We start from the raw sequence: 16,599 nt of genomic DNA on the forward strand, positions 1-16,599 counted from the left end.
TATGGATTTCCTGACTTCACCCTGGTTCATCATCACCGTCATTATCAGCATCATTATTGGCAATATTGCCGCGCTAAAATATCTGACGCCCAAAAACCTCGATAAGCTAACCAAGAAACAGGGAAATGATTTAGATCGATTGATCGAGTTAGATAAAAAACATCAACAAGAGATCAAAAAAAGGGATGAATAATCATCCCTTTTTATCGCAAATCACCGTCTAGTGCGATTGATGAAACAATGCTGATAGCGCGTCAGAAAAAGCTTTAAGCTTTTCTTCAGTAACAGGTTTATCACCCTTGCCTGTGATATTAACAGACGTCCGGTTACCTAAGTCTCCCAACAATAATGTATATGTACCGTTATCAAGAGAAATCGGTGCAACACCAAGCGCTTGCCAGACTTCATCATCCGGTTGGCTGAATTTAACTTTTATCGTACCTTGAGAGCGGTTGCGATCTTCAACACTAAAACCAATCTTAGCCAAGGTATCTGGCAGGCGTTGCCACATATTGGTATATGGTGTTCTGGCAATCACAACTGGCAAACCACTGCGATCAGCTCCCATGGCGACGGCAATCTGTTGAGCCATTTGACGAGATTTCCTCGCCGCTTCTGCCTGAGCCTGTCGATCATATTGCGTCGTTATCGCATTCGCCATGATCACGGTATAACGATTCTGAATGTAGATCGCTTTTTCTGCTGCCGAATCACGCTGCTGCATGTCCAACAAAGAGACCTGAATACCGTATTTTTTCCCCTGCTGTAAACGGGTATAGCGATATCTCGCTTTCACGGGTGCAACTTCATCTTCTGCTGACCATGATATCCAAGCGGTATCAATCAGCGACGGGCGAGACTGCGAACGTGCGACTTGATGCTGCTCTAAATACTGTGAAATGACATGCCAGATTTCATCAGCAAGCTGTGGTTGCACAGTCCAGAATGTAACTTGGTTCTTCTCACTGTCGATCCGCACCCCCGGGATCAAAGCCAACACGGATTGAGGCGGACGAATATCCACATGTTCCCCCAATCCACCCTGGAATTTTCCATCCGGAATATCGTAATTGTGATAGCGCTGTAATTCAGCATCCTGAGGCATTTTCCAAGCCGTAGATAATTTTGCGTTTAAATAATCAAAGTCGCCTTCTGCTGTCTGTCGTGTCAACGCACTATTAGAACATCCAGACATCATGAATACAGCCAGTGAACTACAAACCAGCTGATTGAAAAATTTCATTCATACTCCTACACGAAAACCAAAGCTCGGCTCCGTACAACTATTCTCGTACAACGATTGCCATCCCATGATGCTGGCACAGCAATCAAACCTCAATATACATACCCAAAGTGTTCACCAAACCAAACAACATTCAGTCCGGCAAACTATCTGTCTCGAAATCGATCTTTTTCTCGCAACTCATCTTTTCCAGAAACATTTCCCGATACAGATATTCGTCAAAAACCTATCGTAATCCGGCAGAAGCCAACGCCTGTAATACAACCGACTGATGGGATTCTGATAATTCGGTCATGGGTAAACGTAACAAGCCGCCATCAATCAATCCCATTTGATGGGCTGCCCACTTCACTGGGATCGGGCTCGACTCAACAAACAAGTTTTTATGCAGAGCCATTAACTTTTCATTCAACGCTTCAGCGGCATCAAACTGCCCGTCTAAGGCAAGATGCACCATTTGTGCCATTGCTGCTGCTGCAACATTGTTGGTCACGGAAATCACCCCATGACCACCCAACTTGATAAATTCCAATCCAGTCGAGTCATCACCGCTCAGTAAGACAAAGTCTTCGCCGCAAAGTTCACGATGTTTCGCGACCCGACTCAAATCACCGGTCGCATCTTTAATACCGATAATGTTTTTCAGTTCAGCTAAGCGCGCGACAGTTTCCGGCTGCATATCCACCGCCGTGCGGCCCGGTACGTTATATAAAATCAGCGGGATATCGGTCTCTTCTGCAATGGCTTTATAGTGAAGGAACAAACCTTCTTGCGTGGGTTTGTTGTAATAAGGCGTGACACTCAAGAATCCGGAAATACCGGTATTACACAACAGACGGCTAAATGTCAGAGATTCGTGTGTCGCATTCGCACCTGTCCCGGCAATCACAGGAATACGGTCTTGTGCATACTCAACGGTTTTTGAGACAACTTTGACATGCTCTTCAATGGTCAGTGTTGCAGATTCTCCAGTGGTGCCAACAGACACAATCGCATCGGTTCCAGCATCTACATGAAAATCGACCAATTTTTTGAGACTTCCGTAGTCTACTTCTCCATCGCTATCAAAAGGGGTAATTAGTGCGACTATACTTCCAGAAAACATGTCTTTCTCCATAAGTTGAATCTCACTGCATGGTACTGTAAGGATACTGAGAAACACAAGTGAATAAGTTCGCTTATTTGAGTAAAACAAGAGAATCTATCCAAATGATTTATCGGGGTTGTTGCTTGATGTTTCGGGGAATATTTGTCCGGATGAATCGAATTTCAGTTTTCGTGCAGTCTGACTTGAGTCTCTCTGACTCTCAGGGTATAAAAACCCGAGAATATTAGAGTGCGACGACTAGACAGTACCATTTGTTATTGATAAACAGACACACACTAACAATATAAAAACGCACAAAACAGGACGTAGCTAACGATACGACCTAACCATACGGTGCCATATCACTTAAATTGAGAGAGTAAGGACAAAAATCATGACAATCGAAGCTGGACAAACTGCACCAGATTTCACCCTGAATGACCAAGACAACAACCCTGTGACGCTCTCCGAGCTGCAAGGAAAGAAGGTCTTGATCTACTTCTACCCACGCGCTTCAACACCTGGCTGTACCGTTCAGGCGCAAGGGCTGCGTGATACGAAAGCAGAGCTAGATGCCCACAACGTTATTATTCTTGGGGTCAGCCCAGACACACCGAAAAAGCTGACTAACTTTATCGACAAACAAGCGCTTAACTTCACCTTGCTCGCTGATGAAGATCATGCTGTTTGTGAAAAATACGGGGTTTGGCAACTCAAGAAGTTTATGGGCCGTGAAAACATGGGCGTCGTCAGAACAAGCTTCTTGATCAATGAATCAGGTGAACTTGAGCATGTATTTAACAAGTTCAAGACGAAAGATCACCATCAAGTCGTATTGGATTACCTCAATAGCAAATAATCGTCCATCCGCTTTTAACGGTCTGCTGACCGACTTGAATGCAGACTTGTTGGTGCATTCAAGTCGCAGGTTTACTTATGATTCACGGGGGCGGCATCAGTTTTACTCCCCCAAATTACCATTAGGTTATATTGGATTATCGGGTCTGAATCCGATGTAAAAATGCCAGCCTGACGGCTGGCATTATGCTTGGCAAATCTCATCATTCAATCAAGATCAAACAATAAACTGGTTCAACAGTTTTTCCTGTTGATGAACCTTATCAACCTGTAACTGCGTGGCATTGCTTGCCCCTTTGGCAGAGTCAGCAACGTCACCACTGATATCTTTAATTTTCACCATGTTATTGTTGATTTCTTCAGCAACTAGACTTTGCTCTTCCGCTGCCGAAGCGATCTGCATATTCATATCACTAATCTGTTGAATAGCTTGACTGATGCGCTGTAATGCCTGATTGGCAATATGCGATTTATCAACCGCTTCAGCCGCCTTCCCTTTACTCTCGCTCATCGCGGCAGATACAGAAGACGCACCGGATTGCAATTGCTCAATCATGGTTCGAATCTCGGTTGTTGATTTCTGCGTCCGCTGTGCCAGCGTGCGCACTTCGTCAGCAACAACAGCAAATCCACGTCCGGAGTCTCCCGCTCTGGCCGCCTCAATCGCAGCATTCAATGCCAACAGATTGGTTTGATCCGCAATCTCATTAATCACTTCCAGAATCGTTTCAATATTCGTTGTCGCAGACTCCAATTGTGTGACTTCTTCAACTGCTTGATCAATTCTTGCTGAGAGTTCATTAATGGACTGCGTGGTATAGCTGACAACCTCAGCCCCTTCATTTGACGCATCATCTGCTTCTTTTGCTGCCGTCGCTGCATTTTGTGCGTTATGAGCAACTTCAGACGCGGTTGCAGCCATCTCATTCATCGCTGTTGCAAGCTGATCCACTTCCAGCATCTGGGATTGCATACCTTCAGCTGAGTGACTCGAATGAGTGGCAATCGTTTTGATACCATCGAGAATATCACTACTAATTTCTTTCGACTGGCTGATTTGATGCTGTAGCTTTTCGGTAAACTTGTTGAAACCAATCGCTAACGTCGCAAATTCATGATCCAAATCGGTTTCCAGTCGTTTGGTTAAATCGCCCTCACCGGAAGCAATATCGTCAATTGCTGTATTCAGGATACCGAGTGGACGAATGAGTCGTTTAATCAGAAGGGATAGCAAGATCAAGCTGATAATCACACCAGCCAGCGTATATAGAATAGAGCTGTTTCTTAATGAAGAAAGTGTACTAAAAGCGATAGATTCATCAATCACAGCACCAACATACCAATGCTCACTCGGCACTTCAGTAAAGTTAATCAGGTAATTTTTACCATCAATTTCCACACGCTGCATACCAGTTTTCAACTGGGCACCGGGTAGATAATCGGTAAATTTCTTCCCATTATATTCTCGGTTCGGATGGGCAATAGTTTCCCCTTTTTCAGTCACAATAAACAGGTGACCGGCATCGAAAAGGTTGACGGAGTTCACCACATTCGAGAGACCTGAGAGGTCCAGATCATAATACATCCCGCCAACCCACTGACCATTTTTATAAATAGGTGTCGCGATAGAAATAATGATTTTCTTCGACGTGAAGTCTATATAAGGTTCGGTGACGTACATTTTCCCTTGTTTTTTAACATCAACGTACCAAGGCCGTTTCCTCGGATCATAATCCGGTGTTGGTTCCCAGTTATCATCGTTCTCGATCACTGCACCGTCATCGGCATACCCCACTCCAACAGCGACGAAATCTGATTTGAGCGTGGGGGTTTCTAACACATTCTTGACGTAATCCCGATTATTGGGATCCAATTGAATAATTTCTGTCATTGAATGAGCCATTGCTTCTTTCGCTCGCATATCAGTCGTGATGCTACTCTTCACGCCTGAAACTAACTCTTGTAAACTGCTGTAAACTAAGGACTCAAAGCTACTTCTAACCGTTCTTAATTGTTGCAAGGACAACAACAAAATCGTCACGATCAAGAGTAACGATGACGCTGCTACTATCTTTTGGCTAAACCTCATAGCAAACCTCTCTGACACCATAATAAAAAACCACATTTATCAACACGACAAATGTGAAAACAAATCTTAAATATCCAAAAAATACGGTCTCTTTAATTATTATATGTATAAATACCGATTTTTATAATTTTATGACACAGTTTGTGAAGGTTCATCCTCTAATTCACCAGAGGGTAAGGCATGCCAAACTGCTTTCACTAAAGTCGCCAGAGGGATGGCAAAGAACACACCCCAAAAACCCCACATCCCACCAAAAACCAGCACTGCGACGATAATCGCAACCGGATGAAGATTAACCGCTTCAGAAAACAAAACCGGAACAAGCACATTACCGTCAAGCGTCTGAATCACACCGTAAACAACCAATAACCAATAAAATGGTGGTGTAAACCCCCATTGAAAAATACCGACAATCGCAACCGGGATCGTCACAGCGGCCGCACCGATATAGGGAATAAGCACAGAAAAACCGACAGCTACAGAAAGTAGTACAGAGTACCGTAAATCCAAAATGGCAAACGCAATGTAGCTCACTCCACCAACAATCAGGATTTCCAGCACTTTGCCACGAATATAATTCGAAATTTGTTCATTCATTTCGAGCCAGACTTTGGTTACCAATTTCCGATTTCTGGGCATGATATTGCTGGCCGTGTTGAGCATCTCACCCTTATCTTTCAGGAGAAAGAAAATCAGCAGCGGGACTAATATCAGGTACACCGCTAATGTCGCAATACTCACCAAAGAGGCCAACGAACCTTTAACGACACTTTCACCAAAATGCAGAGCTTGATTCTTAATGTTGTCCATCATCGGTTCGACAATCGCCAGATCAGCCAGCTCCGGGTATTTTTCCGGCACGGTACTGATCAGATGTTGTAACTGACTATACATGTTCGGAATATCATTAATCAGGTTGCCGACTTGGTTCCAAATCGTTGGAATCAGCACGAAGACAGCGACCAACATCAAACTAACGAAGACAGCAATCACCAGAATCACACTCAACGTTCTTGGTATCCCCAGCCGAACCATCTGCATGATTGGCCACTCCAGCAGATAAGCCAGCACAATGGCAACCAGAAGCGGCGCAATTAAATGCCCCATAAAATAGATAATCAGAAACCCGAAGAATAACATCGCAAAAAGGCTAACGGCATGAGGATCAGAAAAGCGCCGTTTGTACCACCGATTCAACATATCGAACATGTAATGACGTCCTTTTTATTACTTGAAGTTGAGAATAATCATCGAATTTCTTATATTCCGCGGATATATGCACATAGGCCAATGTGATCTGAGAATATTCTAAGCTGTTTTTTTATTGATATTATCAGATATAAGAAAGCCAGCTTCATCACTAAAGTATTGCTTTCTGGCATTGATGTTAAACCATAAAACAAAGAAGATAAGGCTGCACTATGTGTGTCAATCGGAAGGAAATAGCGTTTCATGCTTTCACTTGATGCTTACTATAGGGTTGTTATTGTATAGTGTTTTACAACGTATGCCACCGTTAATCATGCCGTAGAATAGGAAAATGGATCGCATAAAATCGGTCTGCTGCCGATATCGGCACGTCGGGGAAACCAATAACGGAAGAAAAGGTCCTATAGTCAGGACTGCAAAGGAAAAATAGTATTAATATGATGAGTCTACCAATCAGAAGTTTACTCTGTTCATGCCTGTCTGTATCGATATTGTTATCTGCATCAGTCTCGGCTGATACCAATGATCTTCCTGATATCGGCACGGTCGCTGGTGCGACACTGAGTATTGATCAGGAAGAACAATATGGCGACGCTTACATGCGGATTCTCCGTAGCAGACAACCCATTATCAATGACCCAGTGTTAAATGAATACATTAATACACTGGGACACCGCTTGGTTTCACATGCCAATGATGTGAAAACGCCATTTACTTTTTTCCTGATTCGCAACCGCGAAATCAATGCGTTTGCTTTCTTCGGCGGCCACGTTGCTCTGCATTCAGGACTATTTTTACATACCCGGACAGAAAGTGAGCTAGCCTCGGTCATGGCGCATGAAATTGCCCACATCACCCAGCGCCATCTCGCCAGAAGCATGGAAGCAGAAGCCAAACGCTCTCCGGCAACCATTGCGGCACTTGCAGGCTCGCTCTTATTAGCGATTGCTGCTCCCGAAGCGGGGATCGCGGCAATCACAGCGACAACTGCGGGCTCAGTTCAGAGTCAGATCAACTATACCCGGGCAAATGAAAAAGAAGCCGATCGTTTTGGCATTGAAACCTTGGCAAAATCGGGATTTGATCCCTACGCCATGCCACGATTTTTTGGCAAATTATCCGCAGAATATCAATACTCCAGCCATCCGCCTGCCATGCTGCTGACTCACCCTTTACCGGATAGCCGGATCACCGACAGCCGAGCCAGAGCACAACACTATAAACATGCGAATCTCCCTTACGCGAAGGACTATCAATTAGCCCGCGCCAGAGTCGTCGTGCGCTATGCGGGAATCGACGACAAAGCAGCACTGGATTGGTTACAACGCCAACGGAAAAAGAACGACCCGGTTATTCAAGCTGCCTGTGATTACGGTACCGCACTGGTCTATCTCGACAATAAACAGTACGATAAAGCGGCGCCTATTCTGGAACGCCTGCTCAAGGCCGATCCGCAAAATAACTTTTATCTTGATGCCGCATCCGATCTCTATATCGGGCAGGGAAAAGCCAAGCAATCGATTCAATTACTCGCACAAGCACTGAAACAGTCGCCTCACAATTCCGTCCTGACGATTAACGATGCCAATGCTTTAATGGCGGACAAACAATATCAGCGTGCAGTACAGACACTACAACGCTATACCCACAATCATCCAGATGATCCGAATGGCTGGTCTATACTCTCACAAGCCAGTAATCATGTGGGGAATCAACAGGAAGAATACGCAGCTCGCGCTGAATTGTTTGCGCTGAAAGCAAACTGGGATCAAGCGATCCAGTATTATACCCGGGCCAGCCAACTCGCCAAATTAGGCAGTTTGGAGCAAGCCCGCTACGATGCAAGAATCGACCAACTCATTACCCAGCGGGAACAATTCCTCGCTTTACAAAAATAATCCGTTCAAGGAGTCATTATGTCAGTCGTTATTTATCATAACCCCAAGTGCTCAAAAAGCCGGGAAACGCTTGTCCTTTTGGAAAGTAAAGGGATTCAACCTCAGGTCATCAAATATCTGGAAACCGAACTCACGCCCGCTCTCCTGAAAACGCTTTATGCGCAACTCGGCGTTGACAGTGTCAGAGACATGATGAGAACCAAAGAAAGTATTTATAAAGAACTCGATTTAGCCCGCGACTCACTCAGTGATGATGACTTGTTTCTGGCAATGATCGAACATCCGAAACTCATTGAACGCCCGATCGTCGTTGCCAACGGCAAAGCCCGTCACGGCCGCCCGCCCGAGCAGGTACTCGATATTCTATGAACCATAGAATTATTGTGCTTTATTACAGCCGCCATGGTTCCACGCTGGCTCTGGCGAGACAAATCGCACGGGGAGTCAATGCGGTTTCTGGCTGTGAAGCATTACTGAGAACCGTCCCAGATATTCCACCGTCAGCAGAACCGCCATCTGATCCTTATCTGACATATGATGAATTAAAAGAGTGTGATGGTTTGGCAATGGGAAGTCCGGTCTGGTTCGGGAATATGGCCGCGCCACTCAAACACTTTTGGGACGCAACCACCCCCCTCTGGATCAGTGGTGCATTGATAGATAAGCCAGCGTGTGTCTTTACGTCGTCGTCGTCGCTACACGGTGGTCAGGAGTCAACACTGCAAACGATGCAATTGCCCTTGCTCCATCATGGGATGCTTATTGTCGGCATTCCCTACAGTGAACCGGCATTACATACCACTCAAAGCGGGGGCACACCATACGGTGCCAGCCATCATGCCGCGGTATCCGGTCAATTGAGCGCAGAAGAAAAAACACTGGCGCAACGACTTGGTCAGCGTCTTGCCGCATTATCGATTCGACTCAATCCTGCCACAACAAATACATAAACCGTCGCGTTCAAAAAAATAAGGGCCTGAATAGCCCTTGTTTTCACATCTATTTTAATGACATATATCGTTACGGTGTATCTTGAGGCATCTGACCCTGGGACACCGTATCTCCTGAAGCCTCTGCCTGAGAATCATCATCTGATTGCTCGGTCACAGGGTGCTGACGCCACTGATATTGCAATGAAGATCGGCCAAGGTTTACTGGCGGATTGACCATCACCTGAGAATCAACATCATTCACGGACTTATTTCCCGTCGAATTCTTAAGCGCGTCCCCTTCGGGCGATGGTTGAGATAGTGGTTGCTCAGACAATTTTTTCTCAGACAATGGTTGCTCAGGCAGCGCTTGGTCAGTCACTGTTCCGTTAACGGCTGTCTCTTCAGATAAAGAGTGTTGCTCCGCTTGAGAAGGCGTAGCGGGTTGTTCATCGAATCCCATCTCGCCATCGGGCTTAGGCAGTTGTTCAATCAAATTGAGTGAAGCAAGCTCTTGTTCAAATTCTTCCTGAGTGGTTAACAGATGAACCCGGAATGTTACCTCATCCCCTTGAATTTGGATGACATCGACACTCGCTACAGAGCTGAGCTGGTTGAGCGCTTGTTCCAGTTTGAAAAAATGAACGGCCCGGCTTAAATGTTTCACATTAAGAATCATCGAATGGGACGATTGCCCAGCAACCACCACCCGATTTTTCTTGGCATAATATTGCGTTAATTGATGAATCAACTGTGCGAGTTCATCGTTACCATTTAAACGCCCGCTCATTGGTGGCACCGAAATATCTAACAGTTTTTCTGGTGTTTGATCGTAGAGCTTCCAGTTCAGCGTGTCTGACTGAGCCCGAATAATCAAAATTGCATCCGGATGATAACGCTCACTCGCATCACGAATAGGCTGAAGAAACTCACCCCAGATATCCGATGCTTCAATACTGGTAATATCGTCAAAATCACCGACAGGGACGATAAGAGGCAACCCCCGTTTTTCAGCCAGTTGTTTCAATTGCTGAACATTCGCATTCGCAACGTTTTCCCATGCGATATTACGCTGAAAGTTTTGATCTTCAACATACCAGACGAGAATAGTGGCTCGTTTTACCGGCCAGAAAGGGAGTTGTGCCTGAGTCAGCAATGTCCGTATCTGCTTGGCACTAAACTGCATTTTGACTATCTTTTGATCATCTTTCTGACCATAGCTAATCTGAGACAAATAAAGACGATTTCGAGACAGCGCTTTCTTAACCACTGGGTTATTTACAGCGTCTTGCTCCCCGGTCGCCCGAATAATCACATTTTCCATGCCCTGAATTCGAGCCTGGGATTCATCTTGCTCTTGATCAAGCGTGACTTCCGAACGATAAATATTGACCTGAGTTGCCGCATAACCGGAAAAAGTCAGGCATAACAAAATCAGACAAGCGAAATTTCGCATAGTAATCCAAAATACATCAACAATCGTGTCCCGATCATAAGCAACTATTGGTTTCCCGGCAAGAAAACCCTGCCACAATGACAAATATTCCTGCTCCCCCCTGGCAAAAAATAGCATCCTTGAAGCATGGCAAACGTTTCAATAAGTGATAGAATCCTCAAAATTTGTCTTAATCAGGGAAAAAACATGAAAAATGCCATATTAGGCGTGCAGATGCTCTTTGTTGCATTCGGCGCGCTGGTTCTGGTTCCGCTACTCACGGGACTCGATCCAAACGTCGCTCTCTTTGGCGCCGGTATCGGAACCCTTCTTTTTCAACTTATCACCCGTCGCTCCGTCCCTATCTTCCTCGCTTCTTCTTTCGCTTTCATTGCACCAATCCTCTACGGCGTTCAAGCTTGGGGCATACCTGCCACAATGGGTGGCCTAGTTGCTGCCGGAATCGTCTATGTTTTGCTAGGCGGATTAATCCGAGTCAATGGCGCAGATTTTATCCATAAACTTCTGCCACCCGTTGTCATTGGCCCAATCATTATGGTGATTGGACTCGGGCTTGCCCCAACAGCCGTCAATATGGCACTGGGAAAAACTGGGGATGGTTCCATTCAATTAATTGATGGACAGGTGGCCCTCTGGATTTCATGTGTTTCGTTGTTTACAACAATTCTCATCAGTGTCTTTGCCCGCGGCATGTTTAAACTGCTCCCGATTTTCGGTGGCATTATTGCCGGTTATACACTGAGCCTGATTTTTGATGTGGTCAGTTTTGAAGCGGTTGAGAATGCGGCTTGGTTCTCACTCCCCCACTTCACCATGCCTGAATTTAATATTAATGCCATTCTGTTTATGATTCCGGTTGCCATTGCACCGGCCGTCGAACATGTGGGGGATATTCTTTCTATCTCCAATGTCACCGGCAAAAATTACCTGAAAAAACCGGGTCTGCACCGCACTATTGCCGGTGACGGCATTGCAACCATCGCAGCAGCAATGGTTGGAGCACCACCCAATACAACCTACAGTGAAGTCACTGGTGCAGTCATGCTCACCAAAGCGTTCAATCCCGTGATTATGACTTGGGCGGCCGTGACTGCCATTATTTTAGCGCTGGTCGGCAAACTCGGCGCTTTACTCCAAACCATCCCCGTACCAGTGATGGGCGGTATTATGATTTTGTTATTCGGCTCCATTGCTTCGGTCGGTTTGAATACCCTGATCAAGAATCATGTTGATCTGCACCGATCAAGAAATCTGGTGATTGTCTCGGTGACCTTGGTATTTGGTATTGGCGGTATGGCCTTCGGTATTGGTGAGTTCAGCTTGCAGGGGATCAGTCTCTGTGGTGTCGTTGCTATCTTATTAAATCTAATCTTGCCAAATGACTTGGGCGAAAACCATGTCGTTGACAATGCGCAGATGGAAGACTAATACACCGCATCTCCCATGAAAAATCCCGGGAGCGTTAACGCCCGGGATTTTTTATCCGCTTTGAAAATGTTGGTGGTTTATTGATGTTCCAACCCTGTAGATTCACTCTCTAAACACGATCCATTCTCTAAACACAGTGGTAAAAATTTTGCGCGGGTCAGATCCGCCAGATCCCGAGGGGCTAATTCAATTTCCAGCCCTCTCCTACCCGCACTGACGCAAATCGTTTCTTGGTTCTCAGCACTGGTGTGAATAAATGTCGGCAACATTTTCTTCTGACCGAGTGGGCTGATGCCACCAACCACATACCCCGTTATTTTCTGTGCAATGTCAGGATTTGCCATTTCCGCTTTTTTTACACCAGCCGCTTTTGCCGCCAGTTTTAAATTCAGCTTTTGCTCAACCGGAATAATCGCGACAGCCAACGCTTTAGGTTCTCCGTTCAGAGCGAACAGCAATGTCTTAAATACCTGCTTCGGATCCTGCCCGAGCACTTCAGCCGCTTCCAGCCCGAAACTGGTATGATTCGGATCATGTTCATACTGATGGATTATATGAGAAATTTTCTTTTTCTTTGCCAAACGAATTGCAGGAGTCATACGTCAGTCCTTTTTATCAATCAAGCAATGTGCCGCCTTCAGAAATGGAAAAGGCGGCAATTTTGCCGCCTCAAGTAAAAATCACTCGGGAATCCGAGTCAAACACTTTTTATTGATAGGTGATCTCACCTTGCGGCTGATATAACGAAGCATCAACAGGACTATGGGTCTGTAAATACTCTTTTAAAACATCAGCATCGACAAATCCGGTATTCACATAGCCGACATGCTCCGTCAGTTTTGGATACCCATCGCCACCAGCAGCATTAAAGCTTGGAATAGTAAACCGATAGGTTTGTGTCATCTGGATCGGCGCACCACCAATTTTCACATCAGACACACCAGCAGCACTGACCGTCATGGAAAGACCGGCAAACTGCGCATAGGCCCCCGAATCAACGGGTTTGGTCGCAACCTGATTCAGATAGTCGATCACTTCGGCACCAGACATATCGACATAGGTGATAATATTGGCAAAAGGTTGTACTTTCAGCACATCTTTATAAGTGACATCCCCGGATTCAATGGAATCCCGAACCCCACCGGAGTTCATCACAGCAAAGTCAGCGTTGACTTTATCCTGATGTGCCATGGCGATTAAATGACCCAGATTGGTTTGCTGGAAACGCACCACATTTCTGTCACCTTCCAGACGCCCTTGTACTGTGGCAATTTTTTGCTCTAATTTAGCCTTGCCTTTCTCTTCGTAAGGCGTCAAAAACTTCAGTAACGCTGGATCTTCTGGTATCTGTTCATCGACCAACACGCGCTGCTTCTTGCCATTGTGCATCACTTTTTTCTTAAGATTGACCGGTATCAGTTGATAACTGACCATCTTCAGCTGACCATTGCGGAACTCATAGTCTGCCCGACCGACATATTTGCCCCACTCATGCGCCTGAACAATGTACGTCCCGTTTTGCATATCCGGCTGACAATCATCCCCTGGTTGAAAATGTGTGTCCGCAACGTTCGGAGCTTCCATACAAACCGGCTCCTGAGAATGGCCGCCGACAATCATGTCCAAAGCTCCCGGCGCCAGGTAGCGAGCGAGGGCCACATCACCCGGTGCATTGATGCCATGTTGACCATTGACGTAATGCCCCATATGCGTCACAGCAAAAATCAAATCCGGCTGTTCCGTTTTTTTCAGCGTCGCAATCACTTTCTTTGCTTCAACTTTCGGATCCCTGAATTCAACATTGCCGATATATTCCGGATTACCGATTTTCGCGGTATCTTCTGTTGTCAAACCAATCACCGCGATACTAATCCCCTGCTCATCAAAGATTTTATACGGGCGGAACAGTCGTTTACCGGTAGTCTTGTCATAAATATTGGCTGAGAGCATCGGGAAATTAGCCCATAGGCGCTGTTTGAATAACACGGCCAATGGGTTATCAAACTCGTGGTTGCCAACCGCCATGGCATCGTATCCGATAATATTCATCCCTTTAAAATCGGGCTCGGCATCCTGCAAATCTGATTCCGGGACACCGGTGTTGATATCCCCGCCAGAAAATAGCAGCATACTGCCGCCTTCGGCTGCCACTTCCTGACGAATCTGATCAATCAGTGTTTTTCGGGCAGACATACCATATTCATCATATTTGTTCTTCCAGAACCGACCATGATGATCATTGGTGTGAAGTACCGTCAGATGGTACGTTTCATCCTGATGCCACTGTTTTTGAGGGGTTGTGGTACATCCCCACAACAATACAAGTAGCAGCGCGCTAAAAATGGTTTTCGAATGACGCCATTGCGTTGAAAACAATTGAGTTAAAATAAGTGGTAATCGCATAATATTCCTGCCAATTCTGATCCCTGACATGACTGTCCGTTGCTATTCAGGCCACCTTGATAGACCTGAATATAAGTTAGCCCTATACATTAACTGATAAACAATACTATAAAATTATGAACTTAAGGTCACAAATATTTGATGATGTGATCACACGTCAGATACCCATTCGCCAGAGCCCGTATCACATTGATTGACTGTCAGGCCAGCATTCAGCCCCCAACAACAGATATAAAAAAACCATCGCATAAGACGATGGTTTCTATTGTTTTGATGAGTCATGTCTTTATCTGTAAAACAATTTACTCAATATCGATATCCGCAAAACTTTTAATCAAGTCATCCAGAGCTTTCATCTGAGCCAAGAATGGCTCCAGTTTATCCAGAGGTAGCGCTGAAGGACCATCGCATTTCGCCTGTGCCGGATTCGGGTGCGCTTCAATGAATAATCCGCCAATTCCGGTTGCCAGACCCGCTTTGGCCAGTTCAACCGTTTGCTCACGACGACCACCGGAGGCGGCACCGGTCGGGTCACGCATTTGCAGCGAATGGGTCACATCAAAAATAATCGGGCTCCCCTGAGAAGCACGCTTCATCACGCCAAAACCGAGCATATCGACAACAAGGTTATCATAACCATGGCATGAACCTCGTTCACACAGGATAATTTTATCATTACCACACTCGGCAAATTTTTCGACAATATTGCCGACCTGTCCCGGACTCATGAACTGAGGTTTCTTCACATTAATCACCGCGCCGGTTTTTGCCATCGCTTCCACTAAATCAGTCTGGCGGGCAAGAAATGCTGGCAGCTGAATCACATCAACCACATCCGCGACAGGCTGCGCTTGCGCTTGTGTGTGTACATCAGTGATGATCTTGACACCGAAGGTCTGTTTCAACTCCTGAAAAATCTTCATCCCTTCATCAAGTCCCGGGCCACGATATGAATGAACAGAACTACGGTTCGCCTTATCAAATGAGGCCTTGAATACATAAGGAATGCCTAACTTTTCTGTCACTTTGACATAATGCTCGCAAACCTGCATCGCAAGATCGCGTGATTCCAAGACATTCATACCGGCAAACAAAGTAAACGGGCGGTCATTGGCAACCTCAATATCACCAACTTTTACAACTTTCTGTTCCATCGTATTCTCTCTATAAACCCAATATTAGTGGATTGTTACGGCTGTACTACGCAACAAATTCACCTGATTTTTCAATAATTCAGCGGCGGGATCATTCGGGCAATGCTCAATAAAATACTGATAATCCGAAAGCGCCACCTGATGACATTCCAGTTGTTGATATATAAATCCACGGTCACGAATTTCATAAGGATCATCAGGGACAAACGTCAATGCCAGATCGGTACACTTCAACGCCAAAGTATAACGTTCTTCACGCATCAACGCACTTTTCAGTAATGCCAGCCAGCGTCCGATGATCGTCGGGTGATCGCTCACCTGAAGGTGTTTCGGCTTTAATTTGGCAAGTGGTCCTTTGCTACCAATCAACCAAGCTTGTAACGTATGCTTCGACACATATTCGCCAGAAAATGGATTCAAATACACAAGCTCTTCATCGGACCAGGCAACCTGAATCAAAAACTGGGTCGGAAACATCACCGGCTTCAGCGGAAATCCGAGTCGATGACTAAAGTACAACAACAGTGCGCCCAAGCTGACAGGAATGCCTTTGCGATGCTCCAGCACCTGATCAATGAATGCATTACGAGACTCAAAATAAGCCTCGTGATCACCGGAAAATCCCCAATCCTGGTAGAATAGTTGTAAAAAAGCGGCAAACCGTGCTTTGGGCTCGGCATCATCATCCAGATACGCTTCAGCTTCATGAGCCATCTTCACTAATGTCTGTTCTGCCCACGCAACCCGAGTCTCAGGATTAATGGCCTGATTCAGTACCAGTGCACCGTCCACCAGCGCCATCGCATCAAAATCTTCGTCAAATAATTCAATCATAGACATATCGG

15 protein-coding genes are annotated in these 16,599 nt (G+C 45.6%); 6 read left to right on the forward strand and 9 right to left on the reverse strand.

The window, feature by feature from the left end; all coding sequences use genetic code 11:
* Position 1 precedes the first annotated feature (1 nt).
* Complete coding sequence (locus OCU60_RS12830; RefSeq protein WP_074371613.1) at positions 2-193, forward strand: hypothetical protein; 192 nt, start codon at positions 2-4, stop codon at positions 191-193.
* 27 nt (positions 194-220) lie between these two features.
* On the opposite strand, the gene bamC is transcribed toward OCU60_RS12830, so the two are convergent.
* The gene (bamC, locus tag OCU60_RS12835; protein WP_074371614.1) at positions 221-1,243 is read right to left on the reverse strand and encodes an outer membrane protein assembly factor BamC; all 1,023 of its coding nucleotides are present in this window, start codon (positions 1,241-1,243) and stop codon (positions 221-223) included.
* Positions 1,244-1,469: 226 nt separating this feature from the next.
* The gene (gene dapA / locus OCU60_RS12840) at positions 1,470-2,348 is read right to left on the reverse strand and encodes a 4-hydroxy-tetrahydrodipicolinate synthase (protein WP_074371615.1); all 879 of its coding nucleotides are present in this window, start codon (positions 2,346-2,348) and stop codon (positions 1,470-1,472) included.
* A 376-nt stretch (positions 2,349-2,724) separates the two neighbouring features.
* On the opposite strand from dapA, the gene bcp reads away from it, so the two are divergent.
* Positions 2,725-3,189 carry a thioredoxin-dependent thiol peroxidase gene (gene bcp, locus OCU60_RS12845; protein WP_074371616.1) on the forward strand — a complete coding sequence of 155 codons (465 nt, stop codon included), beginning with the start codon at positions 2,725-2,727 and terminating at the stop codon, positions 3,187-3,189.
* Positions 3,190-3,405: 216 nt separating this feature from the next.
* Here the strand turns inward: bcp and OCU60_RS12850 are convergent, their stop codons facing one another.
* Together OCU60_RS12850 and OCU60_RS12855 are read right to left on the reverse strand one after the other, a co-directional pair.
* Positions 3,406-5,277 (reverse strand): methyl-accepting chemotaxis protein, encoded by a 1,872-nt coding sequence (locus tag OCU60_RS12850; protein ID WP_074371617.1) that lies wholly within the window; start codon positions 5,275-5,277, stop codon positions 3,406-3,408.
* Between the two features lie 129 nt (positions 5,278-5,406).
* The gene (locus OCU60_RS12855) at positions 5,407-6,486 is read right to left on the reverse strand and encodes an AI-2E family transporter (RefSeq protein ID WP_074371618.1); all 1,080 of its coding nucleotides are present in this window, start codon (positions 6,484-6,486) and stop codon (positions 5,407-5,409) included.
* Between the two features lie 437 nt (positions 6,487-6,923).
* Here OCU60_RS12855 and bepA point away from each other — a divergent pair, with 437 nt between their 5' ends.
* Genes bepA through wrbA form a run of 3 tightly spaced genes read left to right on the forward strand, consistent with a single transcriptional unit; the run spans position 6,924 to position 9,334 of the window.
* Positions 6,924-8,384, forward strand: coding sequence for a beta-barrel assembly-enhancing protease (gene bepA / locus OCU60_RS12860; protein WP_370738660.1), 1,461 nt, complete (start codon positions 6,924-6,926; stop codon positions 8,382-8,384).
* 18 nt (positions 8,385-8,402) lie between these two features.
* On the forward strand, positions 8,403-8,753 hold the full coding sequence (gene arsC / locus OCU60_RS12865; protein ID WP_074371619.1) for an arsenate reductase (glutaredoxin): 351 nt from the start codon (positions 8,403-8,405) through the stop codon (positions 8,751-8,753).
* A complete protein-coding gene (gene wrbA, locus OCU60_RS12870; protein ID WP_074371620.1) occupies positions 8,750-9,334 on the forward strand; it encodes an NAD(P)H:quinone oxidoreductase in 585 nt (194 codons plus the stop codon). The genes arsC and wrbA overlap by 4 nt, the downstream gene beginning before the upstream one ends.
* 70 nt (positions 9,335-9,404) lie before the next feature.
* Here wrbA and OCU60_RS12875 read toward each other — a convergent pair whose 3' ends face one another.
* On the reverse strand, positions 9,405-10,769 hold the full coding sequence (locus OCU60_RS12875) for a DUF2066 domain-containing protein (protein ID WP_159439438.1): 1,365 nt from the start codon (positions 10,767-10,769) through the stop codon (positions 9,405-9,407).
* A 186-nt stretch (positions 10,770-10,955) separates the two neighbouring features.
* Here OCU60_RS12875 and OCU60_RS12880 point away from each other — a divergent pair, with 186 nt between their 5' ends.
* Positions 10,956-12,197: a uracil-xanthine permease family protein gene (locus OCU60_RS12880; protein WP_074371622.1), complete on the forward strand. Its 1,242-nt coding sequence runs from the start codon at positions 10,956-10,958 to the stop codon at positions 12,195-12,197.
* 77 nt (positions 12,198-12,274) lie between these two features.
* Here the strand turns inward: OCU60_RS12880 and ybaK are convergent, their stop codons facing one another.
* The 4 genes from ybaK to OCU60_RS12900 all read right to left on the reverse strand — a co-directional run bounded on the left by ybaK (position 12,275) and on the right by OCU60_RS12900 (position 16,588).
* Entirely contained in the window at positions 12,275-12,796 is a 522-nt protein-coding gene (gene ybaK, locus OCU60_RS12885) for a Cys-tRNA(Pro) deacylase (RefSeq protein WP_074371623.1), read from the reverse strand.
* A gap of 109 nt (positions 12,797-12,905) precedes the next feature.
* Complete coding sequence (ushA, locus tag OCU60_RS12890; RefSeq protein ID WP_074371624.1) at positions 12,906-14,600, reverse strand: bifunctional UDP-sugar hydrolase/5'-nucleotidase UshA; 1,695 nt, start codon at positions 14,598-14,600, stop codon at positions 12,906-12,908.
* Between the two features lie 302 nt (positions 14,601-14,902).
* Positions 14,903-15,754 carry a 3-deoxy-8-phosphooctulonate synthase gene (gene kdsA, locus OCU60_RS12895; RefSeq protein ID WP_074371625.1) on the reverse strand — a complete coding sequence of 284 codons (852 nt, stop codon included), beginning with the start codon at positions 15,752-15,754 and terminating at the stop codon, positions 14,903-14,905.
* 24 nt (positions 15,755-15,778) lie between these two features.
* Complete coding sequence (locus OCU60_RS12900; RefSeq protein ID WP_074371626.1) at positions 15,779-16,588, reverse strand: SirB1 family protein; 810 nt, start codon at positions 16,586-16,588, stop codon at positions 15,779-15,781.
* Between the last annotated feature and the right edge of the window lie 11 nt (positions 16,589-16,599).

Source organism: Vibrio spartinae (assembly GCF_024347135.1).
In the GTDB taxonomy this organism is placed as follows: Bacteria; Pseudomonadota; Gammaproteobacteria; order Enterobacterales; family Vibrionaceae; genus Vibrio; species Vibrio spartinae.